Here is a 21,784-nt window from a genome sequence, read left to right as displayed (position 1 = left end):
GTCATGCCGAACGGCCATATCATCGTCGCGGACGACGACGCCGCCATCCGCACCGTCCTCAACCAGGCCCTGTCGCGGGCGGGCTACGAGGTGCGAACGACGGGCAATTGCGCGACCCTCTGGCGCTGGGTGGCGCAAGGGGAGGGCGACCTCGTCATCACCGACGTGGTGATGCCCGACGAGAACGTGTTCGACCTCCTGCCCCGCATCAAGCGGGTGCGGCCCGAGCTGCCGATCATCGTGATGAGCGCGCAGAACACCTTCATGACGGCGATCCGCGCCTCGGAGCGGGGCGCCTACGAGTACCTGCCCAAGCCCTTCGACCTGAAGGAGCTGATCGCGATCGTCGGCCGTGCCCTCTCCCGCCCCCGCGGCGCGGCGCCGGCGGGCGCGGGCCCCGAGAACGAGGACATCCCCCTCGTCGGCCGATCGCCGGCGATGCAGGAGATCTACCGGGCGCTGGCGCGCCTGATGCCGACCGACCTCACCGTGATGATCACGGGCGAATCCGGCACCGGCAAGGAGTTGGTGGCCCGCGCGCTCCACGATTACGGGCGCCGCCGCACCGGCCCGTTCGTGCCCGTCAACATGGCGGCGATCCCGCGCGACCTCATCGAATCCGAGCTGTTCGGCCACGAGAAGGGGGCCTTCACGGGCGCGCTCTCGCGCTCGGCCGGCCGCTTCGAGCAGGCGGAGGGCGGCACGCTCTTCCTCGACGAGATCGGCGACATGCCGATGGAGGCGCAGACCCGGCTGCTGCGCGTGCTGCAGCAGGGCGAGTACACCACCGTCGGCGGGCGCGTGCCGATCAAGACCAACGTCCGCATCATCGCGGCGACCAACAAGGACCTGCGGGTCTCGATCCAGCAGGGGATCTTCCGCGAGGACCTGTTCTTCCGCCTCAACGTGGTGCCGCTGCGCCTGCCGGCGCTCCGCGAGCGCTCGGAGGACGTGCCGGACCTCGTGCGCCACTTCTTCGTCCTCGTCGAGCGCGAGGGCCTGACCCGCAAGACGCTCGATGCCGACGCCATGGAGCGGCTCAAGCGCTACCGCTGGCCGGGCAACGTGCGCGAGCTCGAGAACCTCGTCCGGCGGCTCGCCGCCCTCTACCCGCAGGAGACGATCACCGGCCCGGTGATCGAGGCCGAGCTCGACACCCTGCCCCTGGCCCAGCCGGCCGCCGCCCCGGCGGGAGCGTCCGGCCGCAAGGGGGCGGGCGAGAGCGAGACCCTGTCGGGCGCCGTGGAGCGGCACCTGTCGGAGTATTTCTCCGGCTACCGGGATACCCTGCCGCCGCCCGGCCTCTACCACCGCATCCTGCGCGAGATCGAGGGACCCCTGATCGGCGCGGCGCTGGCGGCGACCCGCGGCAACCAGATCCGCGCGGCGGAGCTCCTCGGGGTCAACCGCAACACCCTGCGCAAGAAGGTGCGCGACCTCGACCTTCAGGTGTTCCGCACCGCCCGCTGACGGGACGGGGCGGGGTGCCGCGGGCGGGCCAACACCGGGCCGTCCGCGCTCAGTGCCTGTGGCCGTCCGTCGGGTCGCGCAGGTAGCGGGCGAGCTCGAAGCCGATCTCGATCATCAGCCCGTCGACCAGCTTGGCGAGCGCGGGCCGGTGCAGGGCCCCCGCGAGGCTGCGCAGGGCGATCACGTGCTCGGCCATCCGGTTCACGAGGCGCTCGGTGTGCTGCAGGTTCGCGGCGCGGTTCTCGGTGAGGTCGATGGCGATGCCGCAGCCCCGCGCGGCCCGGCCGGATTCGTCCCGGTCGATCCGGCCCCGCATCAGGAGGCTGCGCACCCCGGTGCGGGCATCGCCGGTCCGGAACTCCGCCTCGAAGGGACCGGCCGCCTCGCTGGAGGCATGGAGGTGATTCTCCACGCGGACCCGGTCCTCCGGATGGGTGCAGGCCAGGAAGGCGGCGAGCGGCACGCCCTTGGCCGCCACGTCCGGGTCGATCCCGAGAAGGCGCGCGAAGGCAGCCGACAGGGAGAGGCGCCCGCTCCAGAGATCGTGCTCCCAGGCCCCCACGACGCCGGAGGCGTCGAGCGCCGCCTGCAGGTCGCCGGTCCCCGGTAGCGTCAGGGCTTCACCCATGCTGGTCCTCGAGCCGGAACGGCTCCGCGCCGGCCGCAGATCCCGCCGCGCAAATTAACTTGAGGTTTATAAGGCGCTCTGCCGAAGCGCCGTGCGATCAGATCTAGGGTACTGCCTTCTCAACGGAAAGGGCAATATTTCGTGAGGACGCAAGTTGCGCAACCTCAGATTATACTGATCGAGTCCGGCCGTGACTTGATTCGCCGGCCCGAGGGATCGGCGATCGGGCCTCGAAGCGCCCGCCCGGCGCTCCGGCCCGCTTCGCGGACGGGGGCCGGCCGGGCTGGGAGGGGGCCGGGAGCCCCGCTTAACCGGTCGTTAACCATGATGGGCCAAACCGGGATCATCGCATCCTTGGGTCACAGGACGCCGTGCCGCGCCGGATGGGGACGGGACCCGCTGAGGGTCCGGGATCCGGCGAGACGGTCCCGGGTCCTATGTAACCTAAAGTTGCTGAAGCCGCCGCAGATCCGGAAACCGGTTGCAGAGGACGTCAGGATGAAAGCCATCACGTTCGTCACGCAGAAGGGAGGCAGCGGCAAGAGCACGCTCTGCATCTCCCTCGCCGTCGCGGCCCAGGAAGCCGGGCGCTCCGTCTGCATCCTGGAGATGGACCGGCAGGCCACGATCAGCGACTGGCTCGACCACCGCACGGCCCAGGGCCCCGAGGTCGCCCAGATCGACGCGACGCAGATCGAGGCGGTGATGGCTCAGCTGCACGAGTCGGCCTACGATTACGTCTTCATCGACACGCCCGGCGTCGATTCCACGGGCACCCTCTCGGCGATCCGCGCGGCCGATCTCTGCATCATCCCCTGCCGCCCGACGCCCGCGGACCTGCGCGCCTTCAAGCCGACGCTCGCCGCCGTCTACCGCCTGGAGAAGAAATTCGCCTTCGTCCTGAACCAGACCCCGCCCCGCTCCTACCGCATCCGCGACGCGGCCGACGGCCTGGCCGTGCTCGGCGTCCTGCCCGACGTGAACATCGTCGCCCGCACCGACCACCAGGACGCGATCGGCGTCGGCCAGGGCGTGACCGAGTTCAACCCGAAGGGCCAGGCGGCCAGCGAGGTGCGCCGGCTCTGGTCCTGGATCGAGCGGCGGATGCAGGGGGCCAAGCATGTCAAAGCCGCCTAAGCTGAACCTCGCCTCGATCGTCGCGGCGGCGGCCCCCCCGCCGAAGCTCGCACCCGCCAAGCCCGCGCCGGTTCAGGCTCTCCAGCCGGTTCAGCAGAGCGCCGAGATCGTTCAGCTCGACGTCGCGCCGGCCCCGGCGCGCCGCCCGAGCGCCACGCTGAAGGAGCGGGCGCGGCAGATGTCGGTCTACTTGGAGCCGCCGGTCTACGACCAGCTGCGCGACCTCGCCTATGCCGAGCGCACCAAGATGCACGCCCTGATGCTGGAGGCGCTCGACATGCTGTTCAAGCAGCGCGGCGCCCGCTCGATCGACCAGCTGAACGAGGGACCGCCGCGCTGAGCCGTCCGCCGTCCGGCCCTTCGCGGAGACAGGCGCCACGCGGCGGCCCTGCCGCGGGCGTGGGAAGGCGACGGAGCATCATTCCGAAAACGGTCGCAGAAACAGCGCTTTGCGCGCTGTTTCTGCGTTTTTGCGTGAGGAATGCCGGCCTCGGCCCCGGCCGGACCGACGCTCTCGGCTCCGCGCGCGCATCCGGCCCAATGCCGTGTGACGTTCAGGCAATGTCGGCAATGCGTTGAGCGAAAATCTTCATCCGCCGCCTCAACGTCTCGCGGGCCCCTCGGCGGACATGAAGGTCCGTCTCGTTCAGCCTTCCTTTACGTCGCCTCGACAATTCTCGGTGTCGTCCCGGGCGGCTTCCGCTCGGGACGGACCCGTCCCGGCCGCTCACCGCGCCGGGCCGGGCATGTGGCGTACGCGGTGAGGCCCGAGTGTTGGTGATGGTGCGTTCGACGAAGGACGGGACGGCGTGGCTCGCCGCGTTCCCGCTCCGCCGGATCCTCGCGGTCTCGGCGATCGCGCTGGCCACCGCCAATTGCAGCAACAACCCGCAGAAGCTCGCGGCCTCCGCGCCCGGCAACGGGATCGACCCGAAATACGGCGTCAAGGCGAGCCCGCGCCTCTACAACGAGGGCGACGTGATCCCGAAGGGCGGCGGGCGCCGCTTCTCGGGCAAGCCCTATGTGGTGGCCGGGCGCACCTACGTGCCCCGGGAGGATGCGCGCGGCTACGTGCGGGAGGGTCTCGCCTCCTGGTACGGCAGCGCCTTCCACGGCCGCCAGACCGCCAATGGCGAGGTGTTCGACCGCCATTCGATCGCCGCCGCCCACCCGACCCTGCCGCTGCCGAGCTACGCCCGCGTGACGAACACCGCGAACGGGCGCTCGATGATCGTGCGCGTCAACGACCGCGGCCCCTATCACGCCGACCGGGTCATGGACGTGTCGGAGGCCGTGGCCGAGTCCCTCGAGTTCCACCGGCGCGGCACCACGCGGGTGCGCGTCGAGTATATCGGCAAGGCCTCGATCGCCGGCAGCGACGACCGCAAGCTCCTGGCGACGTTGCGCACCGACGGACGTCCCGCCGCGATCGGCGGGCGCGGCCCGGTCATGCTCGCCGATCTCGGCTCCGACGCCGCGGTGGACGCGCCCGAGCCGGCCCGCGCGCGGGCCCCGCTCGCCTTCAGGCCGCAGGAGGAGCGGCAGATCGAGGAGCGGCAAGGGGAGGAGCGTCAGGCGGACGAGGCGCCCCGTCCGGTGCGGCGGACGGCTCCCGTGCTCGTCGCGCGCGTCGCGGCGCCCGTGCCGCCCGCCCTTCAGCCGACCGCCCCTCGCGGCGCCCCTTTCAGGCCCGTGCTCGCGGCCGCCCCGATCCGCTCCCCGTCCTCCCAGGCCGCCGCGAAGGGACGGCCCGACGCCCCCGCCGCGCCGGTCCGCCTCGCGAGCGCCGCGCCGCACCCCGCCGCGAAGCCCGGCCCGCTCCCGCTGGCGCGCGGCCTTGCCGCGCCGCCCGCCGGCAAGTCCGGAGGCTCCGGCCCCGTCGCCACCGGCCACGCCGCCACCGGCCGCCTCGCCGCCTCCCCGATGCCCGCCGCATCGCGGCTCGCGATGGCCAAGCTCGCCGCCTCCCCGCCCGCGAACCCGCAGGCCAAGCCGAGCCCGGCCTCCGCGCCCGGCAAGGTGCCGTCGCCGCGTCGATCCCGCCTCGCCGAGGTCAATTGAGCGCGCGGCGGCCCCGCGTTCCGCGCGGCTATTGGACGTTCGATTCGCGCGGGAAACCGCTGTAAGGTCTCGCTTCCGGCAGGGCAGGGCGCCGGGCGTGCAGGCGAGGGTTGTTGGATGCGTACGACGTCGATCCGGGTCTATCTCGCCGCGGCCTGCCTGCTGCTGGCGCCCGGGGCGTTCCGGCCCGCGGCGGCGCAGAACTTCCAGACGAGCGCGCCCCACGCGATCCTGATCGACGCGGATTCCGGCTCGACGCTCTTCGAGAAGGCGGCGGACGAGCCGTTCGCCCCGGCCAGCATGGCCAAGCTGATGACCACCGAGATCGTGTTCGGCGCCCTCAAAGAGGGCCGCCTGAGCATGGACACCGAGTTCACGGTGACGGAGGACGCATGGCGGCGCGGCGGCGCGGGGGGCGGCGGCTCCTCGATGTTCGCGCAGGTCAACAGCCGCATCAAGCTGTCCGACCTCCTGCGCGGCCTCATCGTCCAGTCGGGCAACGACGCCGCGATCACCATCGCCGAGAACATGGCCGGCAGCGAGGGGGCCTTCGCCGGCATGATGAACGCCCGCGCCAAGGAGATCGGCCTCACGCGCTCGACCTTCCGCAACGCGACCGGCTACTCGGCGCCCGACCAGAAGGTCACCGCCCGCGACCTCGCCAAGCTCTCGCTGCACATCATCGAGACCTATCCGGACCTGTACAAGATCTTCGCCGAGCGCGAGTTCACCTGGAACAAGATCAAGCAGCAGAACCGCAACCCGCTGCTCACGCTCGACATCGGCGCGGACGGCCTGAAGACCGGGTACCTGGAGGAATCGGGCTACGGCCTGACCGGCTCGGCGGTGCAGAACAACCAGCGCCTAATCATGGTGGTGAGCGGCCTCAAGACCGCCCGCGACCGGGCGGCCGAGTCCCGCAAGCTGATGGAATGGGGCTTCCGCGCCTTCGAGCCGCGCCAGATCTTCACGGCCGGCGAGACGGTGGCCGAGGCCCCGGTCTACGGGGGCGAGAAGGGCAGCGTGCCCCTCGTGGCGAAGAAGCCGGTGCGGCTCCTGCTGCCGCGGGGCTCGGGGGAGCGGGTCTCGGCCAAGGTGGTCTACCAGGGCCCCCTCAGCGCGCCGGTCGAGCAGGGCCGGGAGGTCGGGCGCCTGCGCGTCATGCGCGGCGACACCCTCGCCCTCGACCAGCCGCTCTACGCGGGCGAGGCGGTGGCCGCCGGCACGATCCCGCAGCGGGCCCTCGACGCGGCGATCGAGGTCGGCACCGGCTTGTTCCGGCGCGCCTTCAGCAAGGCCGGCAACCCCTCGTGACCGCCCGCCCGGCGCCCCCCGAGGCCCCGCCGCCGCCAGGCCGCTTCATCACCTTCGAGGGCGGGGAGGGGGCGGGCAAGTCGACCCAGCTCGGCCGTCTCGCCCGGACCTTGCGCGAGGCGGCGGGGCGCAGGGTGGTGACGACGCGCGAGCCCGGCGGCACGGAGCGGGCCGAGGCCATCCGCGCCGCGCTGCTCGCCGGCGCCGCCAAGCCCTACGGCCCCTTCGCCGAGGCCCTCCTGTTCGCGGCGGCACGGATCGACCATCTCGACCGCCTGATCCGCCCGGCCCTGAGGGCCGGCGAGATCGTCCTCTGCGACCGCTTCGCGGATTCGACCCGGGCCTACCAGGGCGCGGCGGGAGGCGTCGAGGCGGGCACGCTGCTGGCGCTGGAGCGCGTGGCCGTGGGGGGCACGCGGCCCGACCTGACGCTCATCCTCGACCTCTCCCCCGAGGCGGGCCTCGCCCGCGCGCGGGCACGCGCCACCACCGGGGAGGCGCCCGACCGGTTCGAGGCGGAGGCGCTCGCTTTCCACGCGCGCCTGCGCGAGGGGTACCTGGCCATCGCCGCAGCGGAACCCGAGCGCTGCGTCGTCATCGACGCCGCCCGGGAGCCCGAGATCGTCGAGGCCGAGATCCGCGCCGCGGTCGCGGCGCGGCTGCCGGACCTGCTGCCGGAAGGGCCGGCATCGGACGGGGAGAGCCGCGACGATGCCGCCTGAACGCGCCGACGACGACGTCGAGGCGGGCGACCTCGCCGACGTGCCGCGCCCGCGGGAGAGCGCGCGCCTCGTCGGCCACGCGGCGGCCGAGGCGGCCTTCGCCGGGGCGATCGCCTCGGGCCGCCTGCACCATGCCTGGCTGATCGGCGGCGCGCAGGGGATCGGCAAGGCGACGCTCGCCTACCGGGTCGCCCGCCACCTCCTCGCCAACCCGGGGTCGGGCGCGGCACCGGCGAGCCTCGACGTCGACCCCGCGCACCCGGTCGCCCGCAAGGTGGCCGCCCTCTCGCATCCGAACCTCGTCGCCCTGCGCCGCCACCGGCAGCCGGGTTCGAAGGCCCTGCCGACGAAGATCGGCGTCGACGCGGCCCGCAAGGCCCTGGACCTGTTCGGCTCGACCGCCGGGAATGCGGGCTACCGCATCTGCATCGTCGACAGCGCGGAGGACCTCAACGCCAACAGCGCCAACGCCCTCCTCAAGATGGTCGAGGAGCCGCCGCCCCGCTCGCTCTTCCTCATCGTCAGCCACGCGCCGGGGCGCCTCCTGCCGACGATCCGCTCCCGCTGCCGCGCGCTGGCCCTGCGCCCCCTCTCCGAGGCGCAGGTGACGGAGGTGGTCTCGGGATTCCCGGGCCCCTTCCGGGCGCCCGATCCGGGGGCGCTCGCCCGCGCGGCCGCGCTCGCCGAGGGATCCGTCGCCCGCGCCGTCCAGATGCTCGATCCGGCCACCGCCGGCCTCGTCGCCGAGGTCGAGGCGCTGCTGGCGGGGATCGAGCGGCCGGATTGGCGCCGCATCCTGGCACTCGCCGAGACGCTCGCGGGACGCGAGGCCGAGGCCCTGTTCGAGGCGAGCCTCGACACCGTGTTCCGCTTCGTCTCCGCCGAGCTCGACCGGCGCCGGGCGGAGCCGCCCGCGCGCCTTGCGGCCCTGGTCGAGGTGTGTGACAAGACCGCCCGCGCCGCCCGGGAGGCCGCGACCTACAACCTCGACCGCCGGCCCCTCGTCCTCTCCCTGTTCGGGGACCTCGCGGGCGCGGTGCGGGCGGCCTGAGAACCGAGCGGCCTGTACTGACCTGCGCGCGATCTCCGATCCTGTGATCCCGGCGTCCCGGGATCGGGGGAGACCATGAACCGCCTATCCGGGGAACCTCCGACGTGACGGCCCAGCAACCGGCCCAAGCCTCCGCCCGAGGCCGCTTCAGCCTCACCACCGCGATCTCCTACCCGAACGGCGCGCCGCATATCGGTCACGCCTACGAGGTGATCGCCACCGATGCCATCGCCCGCTTCCACCGGCTCGACGGCTACGAGGTGCTGTTCTCCACCGGCACCGACGAGCACGGCCTGAAGATCCAGCAGACGGCCGCCCGGCAGGGCACGACGCCGCGGGCTCTCGTCGACGCCATGTCCGAGAAGTTCCGGCACATGGCCGAGGCCCTGAACTGCAGCCACGACCGCTTCATCCGCACCACGGAGCCCGAGCACTACGCCGCCGCGCAGGCGATCTGGCGGCGGATGCAGGAGAGGGGCGACATCTACCTGTCGAAGTACATCGGCTGGTACTCGGTGCGCGACGAGGCGTGGTACGGCGAGGACGAGACGGAGCTCGGCCCCGACGGGACCCGCCGCGCGCGGGCGACCCAGACGCCGGTCGAGTGGACCGAGGAGGAGAACTACCTGTTCCGTCTCTCGGCCTACGGCGAGAAGCTCCTCGCCCTCTACGAGAACGAGCCCGACTTCATCGGCCCCGAGACGCGCCGCAACGAGGTGGCGAGCTTCGTGCGCCAGGGCCTCAAGGACCTGTCCGTCAGCCGCACCACCTTCGACTGGGGCGTGCCGGTGCCCGACGCGCCCGGCCACGTCATGTACGTCTGGGTGGACGCGCTGACGAACTACCTCACCGTCTGCGGCTTCCCCGACGAGGCCGACCCGCGCTGGCGCAACTGGCCGGTCGACCTCCACGTCATCGGCAAGGACATCGTCCGCTTCCACGCGGTCTACTGGCCGGCCTTCCTGATGTCGGCGGGACTGCCGCTCCCCAAGCGCGTCTTCGGCCACGGCTTCCTGCTCTCGAAGGGCGAGAAGATGTCGAAGTCCCTCGGCAACGTCGTCGACCCGATGGACCTGATCGCGACCTACGGCGTCGACCAGCTCCGCTACTTCGTGCTGCGCGAGGTGCCCTTCGGCGGCGACGGCAATTACAGCCACGAGGCGATCATCGGGCGCATCAACGCGGACCTCGCCAACGACCTCGGCAACCTCGCCCAGCGCTCGCTCTCGATGCTCGCCAAGAACTGCGAGGGGCGGGTGCCGCAGCCCGGCCCCCTCGCGGAGGCCGACCGGGCGCTCATCGCCGCCGCCGACGCGCTGCCGGACAAGGCGCGGGCTGCCATGAAGGATCTCGCGCTGCACACGCTGCTCGCCGAGATCTGGGCGGTGGTGGGCGACGCCAACCGCTACTTCGCCTCGGAGGAGCCGTGGCGCCTGCGCAAGAGTGACCCCGAGCGGATGGGCACGGTGCTCTACGTCACGGTCGAGACCCTGCGGGCGGTCGGTATCCTGATCCAGCCCTTCGTGCCGACGGCGGGCGCGGCGCTGCTCGACCTCCTCGCGGTGCCGCCTCAGGCGCGGATGCTCGGGCATGTCGGGGCGGAGAACCGCCTCGAGCCCGGCACGAGCCTGCCCGCGCCCGCCCCGATCTTCCCCCGCTTCGTCGAGCCGGACGCGCCGGCCGCCTGAGGCGAACCGCCCTCTCCCCGCGCGGGGAGGCGAGAGCCCGCACAGACCCGACACACATGCTGATCGACAGCCACTGCCATCTCGATTTCCCGGATTTTTCCGCCGACATCGCGGGCGTCGTCGCCCGCGCCGGGGCCGCGGGCGTGACGCGGATGCTCACGATCTCGACCCGCGTGGCCAAGGCCGACACCTACCGGGCCATCGCGGAGGCGCACCCTCAGGTCTGGTACACGGTGGGCACCCACCCGCACGGGGCGGGCGAGGAGCCGGACGTCCCGGCCGAGACGATCGCCGCGCTGACCGGTCATCCCCGCTGCATCGGCATCGGAGAGGCCGGGCTCGACTACCATTACGCGGACGCGGCGCCCGAGGCCGTGCAGGAGCGGGTGCTGCGCGCCCATATCGAGGCCGCCCGGGCGAGCGCGCTGCCCCTCGTGATCCATTCCCGCGACGCCGACGCCCACATGGAGGCCGTGCTGACGGACGAGATGCGCAAGCGCCCCTTCACGGGCGTGCTGCACTGCTTCTCCTCCGGCCGCCGCCTCGCGGAAGCCGGCGTCGAGCTCGGCCTGTTCGTCTCGTTCTCCGGCATCGTCACCTTCCGTCGCTCGCACGACTTGCGCGACATCGCCCGCGCGGTGCCGCGCGACCGCATCCTGGTCGAGACCGACGCCCCCTTCCTGGCGCCGGAGCCGCACCGGGGCCGGACGAACGAGCCGGCCTACACGGCCGACACCGCCCGATCGCTCGCCGCGACCCTCGACATCCCCTTCGAGGATTTCGCGCGGGCGAGCACGGACAATTTCCACCGCCTGTTCACGAAGGCCGAGAGGGCATGACAGGCATGGGTGCGGTCGGCTACCAACCGGACTGGAGGTCCGGATGGCGACGCTGACCCTGCGCATCCTCGGTTGCGGCTCGTCCGGCGGCGTGCCCCGGGTCGGCTACGGCTGGGGCGCCTGCGACCCCGCCGAGCCGAAGAACCGCCGCCGCCGCTGTTCCCTGCTCGTCGAGCGCCGGGACGGGGAGGGGGCGACGACGCTCCTCGTCGACACGGCGCCGGACCTGCGCGAGCAGCTCATCGATGCGGAGGTGAGCCGCCTCGACGCGATCCTGTTCACCCACGCCCATGCCGACCACACCCACGGCATCGACGACGTGCGCCCGCTCGTGATCCACATGCGGCATCGCATCCCCGTCTACGCGGACGAGACGACGCGGCGCCTCCTCGAGATCCGCTTCGGCTACTGCTTCGAGACGCCGCCCGGCAGCGCCTACCCGCCGATCCTCGACATGAACGACCTCGCCGACGGCGAGCGCGTGGCGATCGACGGGCCCGGCGGTCCCCTCTCCGCGCTGCCCTTCGGCATGGAGCACGGCAACGAGGCGGCGCTCGGCTTCCGCTTCGGCCCGGCGGCCTACGCCCCCGACGTCAGCCTGATGCCCGAGGCGAGCAAGGCGCATCTGCGCGGCCTCGACCTCCTCATCATCGACGCGCTCCGCGACACGCCGCACCCGACCCATTACTCGGTCTCGGACGCGCTCGCCCTGATCGAGGAGGTGGCGCCGCGCCGCGCCATCCTGACGAATCTGCACACCGATCTGGATTATGCGAGCCTCGCCTGCCGGCTGCCGCGGGGCGTGATCCCGGCCCATGACGGGCTCACCGCGACGGTGGAGCTGTGAGAGGGCCGCGCGTACGGTTCCCGACCGGCCCCGGGATCATCCGGCTCCCCTGACCGACGAACCCGCCCTGAGGTGGCACGAAGCGCCCTCGAGGAGACGTCCAAGAGGTGTGGTGCTGCCTGCAGCCCGCCTTCGAGAATGCTGAAGCGGCCCCTTCTGGTGAGAGCAGCCGGGACCAGGAAACCGGGCCCTCTCGCAGGTGATCTCGCCCTGGGATCATCCCCTCACGGGATCCCGTGATCCTGCAATCCCCAGTCGCAAATGCCGCCGGAACGCCCCGATTCGTATTAATTTCGCCACACTGTTGTGGCCCTGCATCAGGCATGCCGTTCCTGCGACGCTCCCGCACATCGGGCGCCCCTCAAGAGGGTGCCGAGGTGGCCGGCGCTCCCCCCGAGGGAGCGGGCCCGGCCGAGGGCCATGGCGGGGTCGCCGACGCCATCCGGCCCGGCCCCCGCGGTCCGGGCTGGATCGGGGCCGCCATCGTCGCCCTCGCCCTCGTCTCGGCCATCGCGACCTTCCTGATCCTGGCGGGCGTCATCCGCGTCACCCCGACGCCGATGATCGGCGTGACGCTGCTCGCCATCAACGTCGCCCTCGTCCTCGGCCTCGTCGTGATCATCGCCTGGGAGGCGCGCGTCTTCCTGCAGGCGCGGCGGGCGAACGCGGCGGTGGCGCGGCTGCACACCCGCATCGTCGGGCTGTTCAGCCTGATCGCGATCCTGCCGACGATCCTGCTCGCCGTCGTCGCCTCGGTGACGATCGACCGCGGCCTCTCGCTCGGCTTCACCGACCGGGTCCGGGACGTGGTGCTGAAATCCGTCGAGGTGGCCGACGCCTACCAGGAGAACCAGTGCCAGAGCCTCGCCCGCGAGATCCGCATCCTCGCCGACGACCTCACGCGCGCCCGGCCGAACTTCGACGTGAACCGGGATTGGTTCCAGGGCTTCCTGACCACCCGGGCCACCAATCTCGGCCTGCCCGTCGCGCAGATCATGCGGGGCCCGAGCGAGGTCGTCGCGCGGGCCAAGATCGACATCCTCAAGGAGACGCGCCTGCCCTCGGCGGCGGCCTTCGAGGAGGCGGGGAAATCCAACGACCCGATCTGCCTGCTGCCCACCGAGGGTCGCGTCTTCGCCGCCCTCCTCAGGATGCCGGCCTACGACGACGCCGTGCTCCTCGTGCAGCGCGAGGTGAGCCAGCTCGCCATCGAATTCCCCGGCGTGTCGCGAGCGGCGGCGGCCGAGTACCTGACCTACGACGCGCTCAAGCGCTCGATCCAGGTCACCTTCGCCTCGGTCTTCGTCCTGATCGCGCTCATCGCGCTGCTCTCGGCGATCTGGTTCGGGCTCAATTTCGCCAACCGCTTCGTCGCCCCGATCCGCCGCCTCATCAACGCCGCCGATCAGGTCGCCTCCGGCAATTTCTACGCGCAGGTCCCGGCCCGCAAATCCGACGGCGACCTCGCCCATCTCGGCGAGAGCTTCAACAAGATGACCCAGGAGCTGCGCCGCCAGCACGCCGGGCTCACCGCCGCGAGCGACCTGATCGACCGCCGCCGCCGCTTCACCGAGGCCGTGCTCTCGGGCGTCTCCCCCGGCGTCATCGGCGTCGACGCGGGCGGCATCGTCACCATCGCGAACCCGGCGGCCGAGCGCATGCTCGGGCTCGCCAGCGACGCCCTCGTCGGCGTGCCCGTGACCCAGGCCGTGCCGGAGCTCGGGCCGCTCCTGCCGGAGGGCGAGGGGCGCCAGCGGGCGCTCCAGCAGCAGATCCAGCTCATCCGCGACGGCCGCGAGCGCACGGTGACGGTCCGGATCACGACCGAGCAGGCGCAAGGGGGCGCACGCGGCTTCGTCGTGACGCTCGACGATATCACCGACCTCGTCTCGGCCCAGCGCACCTCGGCCTGGGCGGACGTGGCACGCCGCATCGCCCACGAGATCAAGAACCCGCTGACCCCGATCCAGCTCTCGGCCGAACGGATCCGTCGCAAGTACGGCAAGGTGATCGTCAGCGACCGCGAGGTCTTCGATCAGTGCACGGCGACGATCGTGCGCCAGGTCGACGAGATCAAGCGCATGGTCGATGAGTTTTCCTCGTTCGCCCGCATGCCGAAACCGGCCATCGCCGAGCAGGATCTCACCGAGATTGCCAAGCAGAACCTGTTCATGATGCGGGTGGCCCATCCGGACCTCGATTTCACCTTCTCGGCCCATGGGCTCGACGGAGCGGAGCGGGTCACGGCGGCCTTCGACATCCGGCTGCTGTCGCAGGCCCTGACGAACATCCTCAAGAACGCCGTCGAGGCGGTGGCGGCGGTGCCGGAGGCCGAGCTCGGCAAGGGCCATGTCGACCTCACCCTCGCCGTCGAGGAGGAGTTCGCGGTGATCGAGGTCACCGACAACGGCAAGGGCTTCCCCGCCGAGGGACGCCAGCGCCTGCTCGAGCCCTACATGACGACCCGCGAGGGCGGGACGGGGTTGGGCCTCGCCATCGTCAGCAAGGTGCTCGAGGAGCACGGCGGCGGGATCGAGCTCAACGACAATCCCGCCGGCCGGGGCGGACGCGTGCGCCTGCGGGTGCCGCGCGCCCTCGCGGCGGAGTCGCCCGAGCCGGCCGCGAAGATCACCGAGGCGGCGTCCGCACGGATGCCCGCCCCAACGACGCCCACCCCAACGACACCCGTCCAAGTCGCGGAGAAGATGCCGGAGATGCAGCCATGAGCGCCGATATCCTGATCGTCGACGACGAGGCCGACATCCGCGACCTCGTCGCGGGGATCCTGGACGACGAGGGGCACCGCACCCGCACCGCGGGCGGCTCCGACGAGGCGCTCGCCGCCATCGAGGCCCGCCGCCCCCACCTCGTCTTCCTCGACATCTGGCTGCAGGGCTCGCGCCTCGACGGGCTGCAGGTGCTCGACCTGATCAAGGCGGGCCACCCGGACCTGCCGGTGGTGATGATCTCGGGCCACGGCAACATCGAGACCGCGGTCGCGGCCATCAAGTCCGGCGCCTACGACTTCATCGAGAAGCCGTTCAAGGCCGACCGGCTGATCCTCGTGGCCGAGCGGGCGCTCGAAGCCTCCCGCCTCAAGCGCGAGGTCAAGGATCTCAAGGCCCGCTCGGGCCAGGCGAGCCGGCTCGTGGGCGGCTCGGTCGCCGTCAACCAGCTCCGCCAGACCGTCGAGCGCGTGGCGCCGACGAATGCCCGCGTCATGATCTCGGGCGCGCCGGGCTCGGGCAAGGAGCTCTCCGCGCGCACGCTCCACGCGGCCTCAGGCCGCGCCAACGGGCCGTTCGTCGTCATCAACGCGGCGACGATCACGCCCGAGAACATGGAGGCCGAACTCTTCGGGGTCGAGGCCGGCGAGGGCCGGGTGCGCCGCGTCGGCGCGCTGGAGGAGGCCCATGGCGGCTCCCTCTACATCGACGAGGTCGCCGACATGCCCCGCGAGACCCAGAACCGCATCCTGCGGGTCCTGGTCGATCAGAACTTCCAGCGGGTCGGCGGCACCACCCGCGTCCACGTGGATGTCCGCATCATCTCCTCCTCCTCGCGCGACCTCGCCGAGGAGATCGCGGGCGGACGCTTCCGGGAGGACCTGTTCCACCGCCTCTCGGTGGTGCCGATCCGCGTGCCCTCGCTCTCGGAGCGGCGCGAGGACGTGCCCGAGCTGATTACCTTCTTCATGGACCAGATCTCGGCCGCGACCGGCCTGCCGCGCCGCCGGATCGCGGAGGACGCGATGGCGGTGCTGCAGTCGCACGACTGGCCCGGCAACGTCCGCCAGCTGCGCAACAACGTCGAGCGGCTGATGATCCTCACCCACACCGATCCGGAGCAGGAGGTCACCTCGGAGATGCTGCCCTCCGAGATCGGGACGCTGGTGCCTACCACCCCGAACGGCGCGGGGGGCGAGAAGCTGATGAGCCTCGCGCTGCGCGAGGCCCGCGAGATCTTCGAGCGCGAGTACCTGATCGCACAGATCGCCCGCTTCTCCGGCAACATCTCCCGCACCGCCGAGTTCATCGGCATGGAGCGCTCGGCCCTCCACAGGAAGTTGAAATCCCTCGGAATCGGTCCCTGAGCAGAGAGCCGGCGCCGGCAGGGGCCGCCGGCACGGGCGCCATTCGGCCCGGGGCGGGGCGCGCCCGTCCGGGCGGGGGAGAACAGGGGCGCGGGGCCCGACGGCGCCCGTGCCGCGTCCGGACGCGAGGGCCGGACTCTTGCATACCACTCTTGCATCGGGCCGCGATTTGAACACGTAATAGGCGTGGCCGAGGCTTCTCGGATCAAGGCTCCCCGGGCCGACTCAGCCGGGGAATCGACCGATAATCAGAACCCGTCCCCGTGGCGGGCGCCAGGACAGCGCAAGGATAAGAACAATGGCGGGCGAACGCGCACAGAACCTGCAGGACACCTTTCTCAACCATGTCCGCAAGAACAAGATCCCGCTGACCATCTTCCTCGTCAACGGCGTGAAGCTGCAGGGCGTGGTCACTTGGTTCGACAATTTCTGCGTCCTGCTTCGCCGGGACGGTCACTCGCAGCTCGTCTACAAGCACGCGATCTCGACGATCATGCCCGGCCATCCGGTCCAGCTCTTCGAGCCCGACGAGGCCGCCGAGAAGGCCTGAGCCTCGCGGCCGGACACCGCATCCCGATCGACACCCTTCCTGCGCGTCCGCCCCTTGTCGGATGCGCGCGGGCTCCCATTGTCCCCCCAGGGGCGACGGGGGGATGATGCGGCCTGACGATCCGACGAAGGACTCATGAGCGAGACGCTACCCCCCGGCGAAGCCCGGTTGCAGGCGATGGCTGCCCCCGAGGGCGAGATCGCGTCGGCGACGAAGACCCTCGTGGTCGGTCCCTATCTCACCCGCGCCGCGGGCTTGGCCGCGGGCACCCCCGACCGGCAGGCGGCCCGGTCGGGGGAGGCGCGGCTCGACGAGGCCGCCGGCCTCGCGGCCGCCATCGACCTCGACGTGGCGCAGGCGACGGGCCTGAGCCTGCAGAAGATCCGGCCCTCGACCTATCTCGGCAAGGGGCGGGTGGAGGAGCTCGCGGGTCTCATCAAGGCCGAGGAGATCGGCCTCGTCGTGATGGATTGCGCCCTCTCCCCGGTGCAGCAGCGCAATCTCGAGAAGGCCTGGGGCGCCAAGGTCATCGACCGCACCGGCCTGATCCTGGAGATCTTCGGGCGGCGCGCCTCGACCCGGGAGGGGCGGCTGCAGGTGGAGCACGCCCATCTCGCCTACCAGCGCAGCCGCCTCGTGCGCTCCTGGACCCACCTCGAGCGCCAGCGCGGCGGCTTCGGCTTCCTCGGCGGCCCGGGCGAGACCCAGATCGAGGCCGACCGGCGCCTGATCCAGGAGCGCATGACGCGCATCGAGCGCGATCTCGACGCCGTCACCCGCACCCGCGGCCTGCACCGGCAGAGCCGGGCCCGCGTGCCCTACCCGATCGTGGCGCTCGTCGGTTACACGAACGCCGGCAAGTCGACGCTCTTCAACACCCTCACCAAGGCCGAGGTGCGGGCGCAGGACATGCTGTTCGCGACCCTCGACCCGACGGCGCGGGCCACCAAGCTCCCCCACGGCGAGACCGTGATCCTGTCGGACACGGTGGGCTTCATCTCCGACCTGCCGACGCCCCTCATCGCCGCCTTCCGGGCGACCCTGGAGGACGTGATCGAGGCCGACATCCTGCTGCACGTGCGCGACGTCTCGCACGGCGACACCGAGGCGCAGGCCGAGGACGTCGCCGAGGTGCTGGACGAACTCGGCATCGGCGACCGCGCCGACCGCATCATCGAGGTCTGGAACAAGGCCGACCTCCTCGACGAGGCCGAGCGCACGCGCCTGCTCAACCTCAGCGCCATGGCCCGCGAATCCGGCCGCAACGACCGCGACAGCGCCGCACCCGTCCTCGTCTCGGCGCTGACGGGGGAGGGGCTCCCCGTTCTGATGAGCCGGATCGAGGCGCGCATCGCCCGCAGCCGCTCGACCTTCGCGGTGATCCTGCCGCCGGAGGACGGCGCCTCGCTCAACTGGCTCTACGAGAACGCCGAGGTGCTCGACCGGCGAACGGTCGACGGGGGCGAGCTGCACCTCGCCGTCCGCATCGCCCCCGAGAAGGAGCCGCGCTTCCTCAACCGCTTCGGCGGCGCCCGCCGGCTCGCCCGGGCCGGCTGAGGCGCGGGGCCCCGTGCCGCGCTTTGCCGCCAACCTGAGCCTGCTCTTCACCGAGCATCCCTTCCTCGACCGCTTCGCGGCGGCGCGCGACGCGGGCTTTCCCGCGGTCGAGTTCCTGTTCCCCTACGAGCATGCGCCGGAGGCCGTGGCGCGGGCGCTGCGCCTGAGCGGGCTCGACCTCGCCCTCTTCAACATGCCCCCGGGCGACTGGGCGGCCGGCGAGCGCGGGCTCGCCGCGATCCCCGGCCGCTTCGAGGCGGTGGCGCAGGGCGTCGAGCGGGCGCTCGCCTATGCCGAGGCCACCGGCGTGCCGCGCCTCCACCTGATGGCGGGCCTTGCCGAGCGGGCGGATCCGAGCGCGCGATCGGCCTACGACCGCGCGCTGCGCCACGCCGCCGGGCGCCTCGCGGAGAAGGGGCTCGACCTGACGATCGAGCCGATCAACCGGCGCAGCATGCCGGGCTACTTCCTCGACGACGTCGATTGGGCGGCCGGGCGCGTCGCCGCGCTCCGGGCGGAGGGCCACGCCAATCTCTGCCTGCAGCTCGACCTCTTCCACGCCCAGATCCTGCACGGCGACCTGACGGCGCGGCTCGCCCGGCTCATGCCGCTGATCGGCCACGTGCAGGTGGCGAGCGTGCCGGACCGGGCGGAGCCCGGCACCGGCGAGCTCAACGAGGCCTTCCTGTTCGGCGAGCTCGATCGCCTCGGCTATGCCGGCTTCGTGGGCTGCGAGTACAATCCCCGGTCGGGAACGGAAGTCGGCCTCTCCTGGCTCGCGCCGTACCGGGCCGCGCCGGTGGGCGAGGGGCGTGAGGCCCGGGCCGTCATGTCGGAGGCGCTGAGGCTCGTCCCCGCCGCGCTGCTCGACGAGGCGAGGCAGCGGGCGGACGCCCTCTTCCAGGCTGTCGCGGGCGATCTCAGGGCGGTTCTGCCGCCAGGCAGCGCGATCGAGCATGTCGGCGCGACGGCGATCCCGCTCTGCCTGACGAAGGGCGATCTCGACGTCGCGATCCGGGTCCGGCCGGAGGATTTCGAAACCTGCCGCAGGATCCTCGCCGGTCGCTTCGCACCGAATGCGGGCTCGGTGGCGACACCGACCTTCCGCGCCTTCGCCGACGCGGGTTCGGACCCGTCCCTCGGCCTCCAACTCGTCGTGAGGGAATCGGAATTCGACGTCTTCACCCGGTTCCGCGACCGGCTCCGCGCGGAGCCCGGCCTCGTGGCGGCCTACAACGCGCTCAAGCTCCGTCACGCGGGAGGAGCCATGGAGACCTATCGCGCCGCCAAATCGGCGTTCATCGCGGAGGTCCTGAGCGCCGAGGCTTGAAGCCGGGACGGGCGCACCGGGCTTCACCGATGCGCCCGCTCGGCCTCAGTCCTTCTGCGGCGCCGCGACCGCCGCGGCGAGCTTGTCCTGCAGGGCACCGGAACCGCCGACCACCTCGATCCGGGTGCCCGAGGCCGCCTTCCGGGAGGCCCAGTCCTCGATCATCTCCAGGCAGGTGTGATCGATGTCCGTCAGGTCGTTGGCCGCGAGCCGGACCGCGCCGCCCGCGGGCGTCCGCTCCAGGGCCGCATTGAGATGCGGCAGCTGCAGGAAGGTCGCCGCGCCGGACAGGCGCACCTCCGGCACGCCGGCCTTCTCGGGCGCGGCCGCGTTCTCCACCCGCAACGCGCCCTTGCGGAGCGACGGCACCACTTGGAGCAGGCTGAGGGCCAGACCCGTGAGAACGCCGGTCAGGAGGTCCATCGTCACGACGAGGACCATCGTGGCGAGCCAGATCCCGACCGTGGCGAGACCGTAGCGGGCGTGCAGGTGCAGGGCGTGGGCCGGGCTCGCGAGCCGCCAGCCCGTCACCACGAGGATGCCGGCGAGCGCCGCCGTCGGCACGAGCGTGAGGATCCAGGGCAGGGCGACGAGGAAGGCCAGGATCCAGGTGCCGTGCAGGACCGCCGAGGCGCGGGTCGCCGCGCCCGCCTGGACGTTCGCCGAGGAGCGCACGATCACGCCCGTCATCGGCAAGCCGCCGACGAGGCCGCAGAGGATGTTGCCCGCCCCTTGAGCGCCGAGCTCCCGGTTGTAGGCCGTGCGCGGCCCGTCGTGCATCCGGTCGACCGCCGCGGCCGAGAGCAGACTCTCGGCGCTCGCGATCACCGCGAGCGTCAGCGCCGCCACGATCATGGTCGGCTCGGCAAGCCGCGCCCAGTCCCCGGAGAGGGGCAGCGCCAGCTCGCCGAAGATCGCCTCCGGCACCTCGACGCGCTTGACCGCGAGGCCGGCGAGGGCAGCGAGCGCGGTGCCCGCCAGCACGCCGACGAGGGCGCCGGGCAGGAGCCTCAGGCGCGCCGGCCGGAACCGCTCCCAGCCGACCATGGCCGCGATGGTGCAGAGGCCGACAGCCACGGCCGCGAGGCTGCCCGACTGGTCGAGACTCATCACCTCGATGAAGGCCCGCGGGATCGCGATCAGGTTGTCGAGGCCCCCCGCCTTCGGGCTCGCATCGGTGAGGACGTGCAGCTGCGCCAGCACGATCAGCACGCCGATCCCGGCGAGCATGCCGTGCACCACCGCCGGCGAGATCGCCCGGAACCAGCCGCCGACGCGGAGCATCCCGCCGAGGATCTGCAGGAGGCCGGCCAGGACGAGGACGGGCCCGAGCATGCCGAGCCCGTGCGCGCGCACGAATTCGAACACGATGACGGCGAGCCCCGCTGCCGGGCCGCTCACCTGGAGCGGCGAGCCGGCGAGCAGGCCCACCACGATCCCGCCGATGATGCCGGTGATGAGGCCGCGCTCGGGCGGGACGCCCGAGGCGATGGCGATACCCATGCACAGCGGCAGGGCGACGAGGAAGACGACGAAGGAAGCGGGCAGGTCCCGCGCGAGGGTTTCGCGCGAGAGGGGGAGGATGCGCTGCATCGGAGCCGCCCTCATTCCGCCGCCAGCGGCAGGGCGATCTCGGGGGCGGCGACGCGCGGGCCCGGCGCCTGCGCCACCGGGAGGTTCGCCTCGTCGGCCTCCTCGACGGGGAGGAAGCGGCCCTTCTCGCCGCAATAGGCCAGCACAGCCCCGGTCTCGATCTCGAAGAACCAGCCGTGCAGGCGCAGCTCTCCCTTGGCGAGGCCGGCCGCCACGCTGGGATGCGTGCGCAGGTGGTTCAGCTGCACCACCACGTTTTCAAGGGCCAGCGCCCGGTGATGGTCCTTCGGGTCGAGGTCGTCCGGATAGGCCTCGCAGACGATCCGGCTCGCCGCGTGGCTGTGGCGGAGCCAGGCCGCGACGTTCGGCATGGCGGCCAGCGCCTCGGGCGTCATCAGCCCCTTCATCGCGCCGCAATCGGAATGGCCGCAGATCACGATGTCGCGGACGCCGAGCGCCACCACGGCGTACTCGATGGCCGAGGAGACGCCGCCGTTCTGCTGGGAGAAGGGGGGCACGATGTTGCCCGCGTTCCGGCAGACGAACAATTCGCCCGGCCCCGCCTGCGTGATGTGTTCGGGCGCCACCCGGGAATCGGCGCAGGCGATGATCAAGGCCTTCGGGCTCTGCCCGTCGCGGACCAGCCGCTCGTAGACGGCCTGCTGGCCCGGGAAGACGGTGCCGCGGAAGGTGGAGATGCCCTGGATGATGGTGTCCACGTCGATCCTCTCGTGATGAAAGTCTTGCGGTGACGTGCGGGGTCGGCGGACGGACACGCGTCCGCCCGGTCCGGAGCCGAGGGGCTCCGGCTGATGGACCTCGCAATCCTGATGGCGATCGGCCGGGCCGGGATGCTCGGGCGGCCCGTGCCCGGCATTAACGAGGCCCCGGGGCCGGTTGCGGC

General features: G+C 72.0%; 18 protein-coding genes and 1 pseudogene. 16 read left to right on the top strand and 3 right to left on the bottom strand.

Annotated features, from left to right (window positions below; all coding sequences use genetic code 11):
• Positions 1 to 3: 3 nt before the first annotated feature.
• Complete coding sequence (ntrC, locus tag J2X36_RS18845; RefSeq protein WP_132256446.1) at positions 4 to 1,470, top strand: nitrogen regulation protein NR(I); 1,467 nt, start codon at positions 4 to 6, stop codon at positions 1,468 to 1,470.
• A gap of 49 nt (positions 1,471 to 1,519) precedes the next feature.
• On the opposite strand, the gene J2X36_RS18840 is transcribed toward ntrC, so the two are convergent.
• A complete protein-coding gene (locus J2X36_RS18840; RefSeq protein ID WP_132256444.1) occupies positions 1,520 to 2,098 on the bottom strand; it encodes a PAS domain-containing protein in 579 nt (192 codons plus the stop codon).
• Between the two features lie 498 nt (positions 2,099 to 2,596).
• On the opposite strand from J2X36_RS18840, the gene J2X36_RS18835 reads away from it, so the two are divergent.
• From J2X36_RS18835 to J2X36_RS18765, 15 genes and pseudogenes are all read left to right on the top strand, one after another.
• Positions 2,597 to 3,235, top strand: coding sequence for a ParA family protein (locus tag J2X36_RS18835; RefSeq protein ID WP_310352607.1), 639 nt, complete (start codon positions 2,597 to 2,599; stop codon positions 3,233 to 3,235).
• Positions 3,219 to 3,575, top strand: a complete 357-nt coding sequence (locus tag J2X36_RS18830; protein ID WP_132256440.1) for a ribbon-helix-helix domain-containing protein — start codon at positions 3,219 to 3,221, stop codon at positions 3,573 to 3,575. Before J2X36_RS18835 ends, J2X36_RS18830 begins: the two co-directional genes overlap by 17 nt.
• Positions 3,576 to 4,015: 440 nt before the next feature.
• Entirely contained in the window at positions 4,016 to 5,296 is a 1,281-nt protein-coding gene (locus J2X36_RS18825; protein WP_310352602.1) for a septal ring lytic transglycosylase RlpA family protein, read from the top strand.
• 117 nt (positions 5,297 to 5,413) lie between these two features.
• On the top strand, positions 5,414 to 6,610 hold the full coding sequence (locus J2X36_RS18820; protein WP_310352600.1) for a D-alanyl-D-alanine carboxypeptidase family protein: 1,197 nt from the start codon (positions 5,414 to 5,416) through the stop codon (positions 6,608 to 6,610).
• On the top strand, positions 6,607 to 7,332 hold the full coding sequence (gene tmk, locus J2X36_RS18815; protein ID WP_310352598.1) for a dTMP kinase: 726 nt from the start codon (positions 6,607 to 6,609) through the stop codon (positions 7,330 to 7,332). The genes J2X36_RS18820 and tmk overlap by 4 nt, the downstream gene beginning before the upstream one ends.
• Complete coding sequence (locus J2X36_RS18810) at positions 7,322 to 8,383, top strand: DNA polymerase III subunit delta' (protein WP_310352596.1); 1,062 nt, start codon at positions 7,322 to 7,324, stop codon at positions 8,381 to 8,383. The genes tmk and J2X36_RS18810 overlap by 11 nt, the downstream gene beginning before the upstream one ends.
• 104 nt (positions 8,384 to 8,487) lie before the next feature.
• On the top strand, positions 8,488 to 10,071 hold the full coding sequence (metG, locus tag J2X36_RS18805) for a methionine--tRNA ligase (protein ID WP_132255238.1): 1,584 nt from the start codon (positions 8,488 to 8,490) through the stop codon (positions 10,069 to 10,071).
• A gap of 56 nt (positions 10,072 to 10,127) precedes the next feature.
• Entirely contained in the window at positions 10,128 to 10,910 is a 783-nt protein-coding gene (locus tag J2X36_RS18800; protein ID WP_310352593.1) for a TatD family hydrolase, read from the top strand.
• Between the two features lie 43 nt (positions 10,911 to 10,953).
• Positions 10,954 to 11,757, top strand: a complete 804-nt coding sequence (locus tag J2X36_RS18795; protein WP_310352590.1) for an MBL fold metallo-hydrolase — start codon at positions 10,954 to 10,956, stop codon at positions 11,755 to 11,757.
• Between the two features lie 323 nt (positions 11,758 to 12,080).
• The gene (locus tag J2X36_RS18790) at positions 12,081 to 14,483 is read left to right on the top strand and encodes a PAS domain-containing sensor histidine kinase (protein ID WP_310352588.1); all 2,403 of its coding nucleotides are present in this window, start codon (positions 12,081 to 12,083) and stop codon (positions 14,481 to 14,483) included.
• Entirely contained in the window at positions 14,480 to 15,850 is a 1,371-nt protein-coding gene (locus J2X36_RS18785) for a sigma-54 dependent transcriptional regulator (RefSeq protein WP_132255242.1), read from the top strand. Before J2X36_RS18790 ends, J2X36_RS18785 begins: the two co-directional genes overlap by 4 nt.
• A gap of 298 nt (positions 15,851 to 16,148) precedes the next feature.
• Positions 16,149 to 16,400, top strand: a complete 252-nt coding sequence (hfq, locus tag J2X36_RS18780; RefSeq protein WP_132255243.1) for an RNA chaperone Hfq — start codon at positions 16,149 to 16,151, stop codon at positions 16,398 to 16,400.
• A gap of 135 nt (positions 16,401 to 16,535) precedes the next feature.
• Positions 16,536 to 17,957, top strand: coding sequence for a GTPase HflX (gene hflX, locus J2X36_RS18775; protein WP_310352583.1), 1,422 nt, complete (start codon positions 16,536 to 16,538; stop codon positions 17,955 to 17,957).
• A gap of 13 nt (positions 17,958 to 17,970) precedes the next feature.
• Positions 17,971 to 18,747, top strand: a pseudogene (gene otnI / locus J2X36_RS18770) (2-oxo-tetronate isomerase); the annotation flags it as partial.
• 39 nt (positions 18,748 to 18,786) lie between these two features.
• Positions 18,787 to 19,287 carry a GrpB family protein gene (locus J2X36_RS18765; RefSeq protein WP_165937910.1) on the top strand — a complete coding sequence of 167 codons (501 nt, stop codon included), beginning with the start codon at positions 18,787 to 18,789 and terminating at the stop codon, positions 19,285 to 19,287.
• A 45-nt stretch (positions 19,288 to 19,332) separates the two neighbouring features.
• Here J2X36_RS18765 and J2X36_RS18760 read toward each other — a convergent pair whose 3' ends face one another.
• Positions 19,333 to 20,880 (bottom strand): SulP family inorganic anion transporter, encoded by a 1,548-nt coding sequence (locus J2X36_RS18760; protein WP_405029816.1) that lies wholly within the window; start codon positions 20,878 to 20,880, stop codon positions 19,333 to 19,335.
• 11 nt (positions 20,881 to 20,891) lie between these two features.
• The gene (locus tag J2X36_RS18755; protein ID WP_132255247.1) at positions 20,892 to 21,599 is read right to left on the bottom strand and encodes a carbonic anhydrase; all 708 of its coding nucleotides are present in this window, start codon (positions 21,597 to 21,599) and stop codon (positions 20,892 to 20,894) included.
• Between the last annotated feature and the right edge of the window lie 185 nt (positions 21,600 to 21,784).

Source organism: Methylobacterium sp. BE186 (genome assembly GCF_031457035.1).
Classification (GTDB): domain Bacteria; phylum Pseudomonadota; class Alphaproteobacteria; order Rhizobiales; family Beijerinckiaceae; genus Methylobacterium; species Methylobacterium segetis.
This window is presented reverse-complemented; position numbering and strand designations above follow the sequence as displayed.

Bases quoted from the DNA above. Each gene is read 5' to 3' on its own strand.
- hflX (WP_310352583.1), top strand. From the start codon at position 16,536: ATGAGCGAGACGCTACCCCCCGGCGAAGCCCGGTTGCAGGCGATGGCT.
- J2X36_RS18835 (WP_310352607.1), top strand. From the start codon at position 2,597: ATGAAAGCCATCACGTTCGTCACGCAGAAGGGAGGCAGCGGCAAGAGC.
- J2X36_RS18820 (WP_310352600.1), top strand. From the start codon at position 5,414: ATGCGTACGACGTCGATCCGGGTCTATCTCGCCGCGGCCTGCCTGCTG.
- J2X36_RS18830 (WP_132256440.1), top strand. From the start codon at position 3,219: ATGTCAAAGCCGCCTAAGCTGAACCTCGCCTCGATCGTCGCGGCGGCG.
- J2X36_RS18810 (WP_310352596.1), top strand. From the start codon at position 7,322: ATGCCGCCTGAACGCGCCGACGACGACGTCGAGGCGGGCGACCTCGCC.
- J2X36_RS18785 (WP_132255242.1), top strand. From the start codon at position 14,480: ATGAGCGCCGATATCCTGATCGTCGACGACGAGGCCGACATCCGCGAC.
- J2X36_RS18800 (WP_310352593.1), top strand. From the start codon at position 10,128: ATGCTGATCGACAGCCACTGCCATCTCGATTTCCCGGATTTTTCCGCC.
- J2X36_RS18760 (WP_405029816.1), bottom strand. From the start codon at position 20,880: ATGCAGCGCATCCTCCCCCTCTCGCGCGAAACCCTCGCGCGGGACCTG.
- J2X36_RS18765 (WP_165937910.1), top strand. From the start codon at position 18,787: ATGTCGGAGGCGCTGAGGCTCGTCCCCGCCGCGCTGCTCGACGAGGCG.
- J2X36_RS18825 (WP_310352602.1), top strand. From the start codon at position 4,016: ATGGTGCGTTCGACGAAGGACGGGACGGCGTGGCTCGCCGCGTTCCCG.
- J2X36_RS18840 (WP_132256444.1), bottom strand. From the start codon at position 2,098: ATGGGTGAAGCCCTGACGCTACCGGGGACCGGCGACCTGCAGGCGGCG.
- ntrC (WP_132256446.1), top strand. From the start codon at position 4: ATGCCGAACGGCCATATCATCGTCGCGGACGACGACGCCGCCATCCGC.
- hfq (WP_132255243.1), top strand. From the start codon at position 16,149: ATGGCGGGCGAACGCGCACAGAACCTGCAGGACACCTTTCTCAACCAT.
- J2X36_RS18790 (WP_310352588.1), top strand. From the start codon at position 12,081: ATGCCGTTCCTGCGACGCTCCCGCACATCGGGCGCCCCTCAAGAGGGT.
- J2X36_RS18795 (WP_310352590.1), top strand. From the start codon at position 10,954: ATGGCGACGCTGACCCTGCGCATCCTCGGTTGCGGCTCGTCCGGCGGC.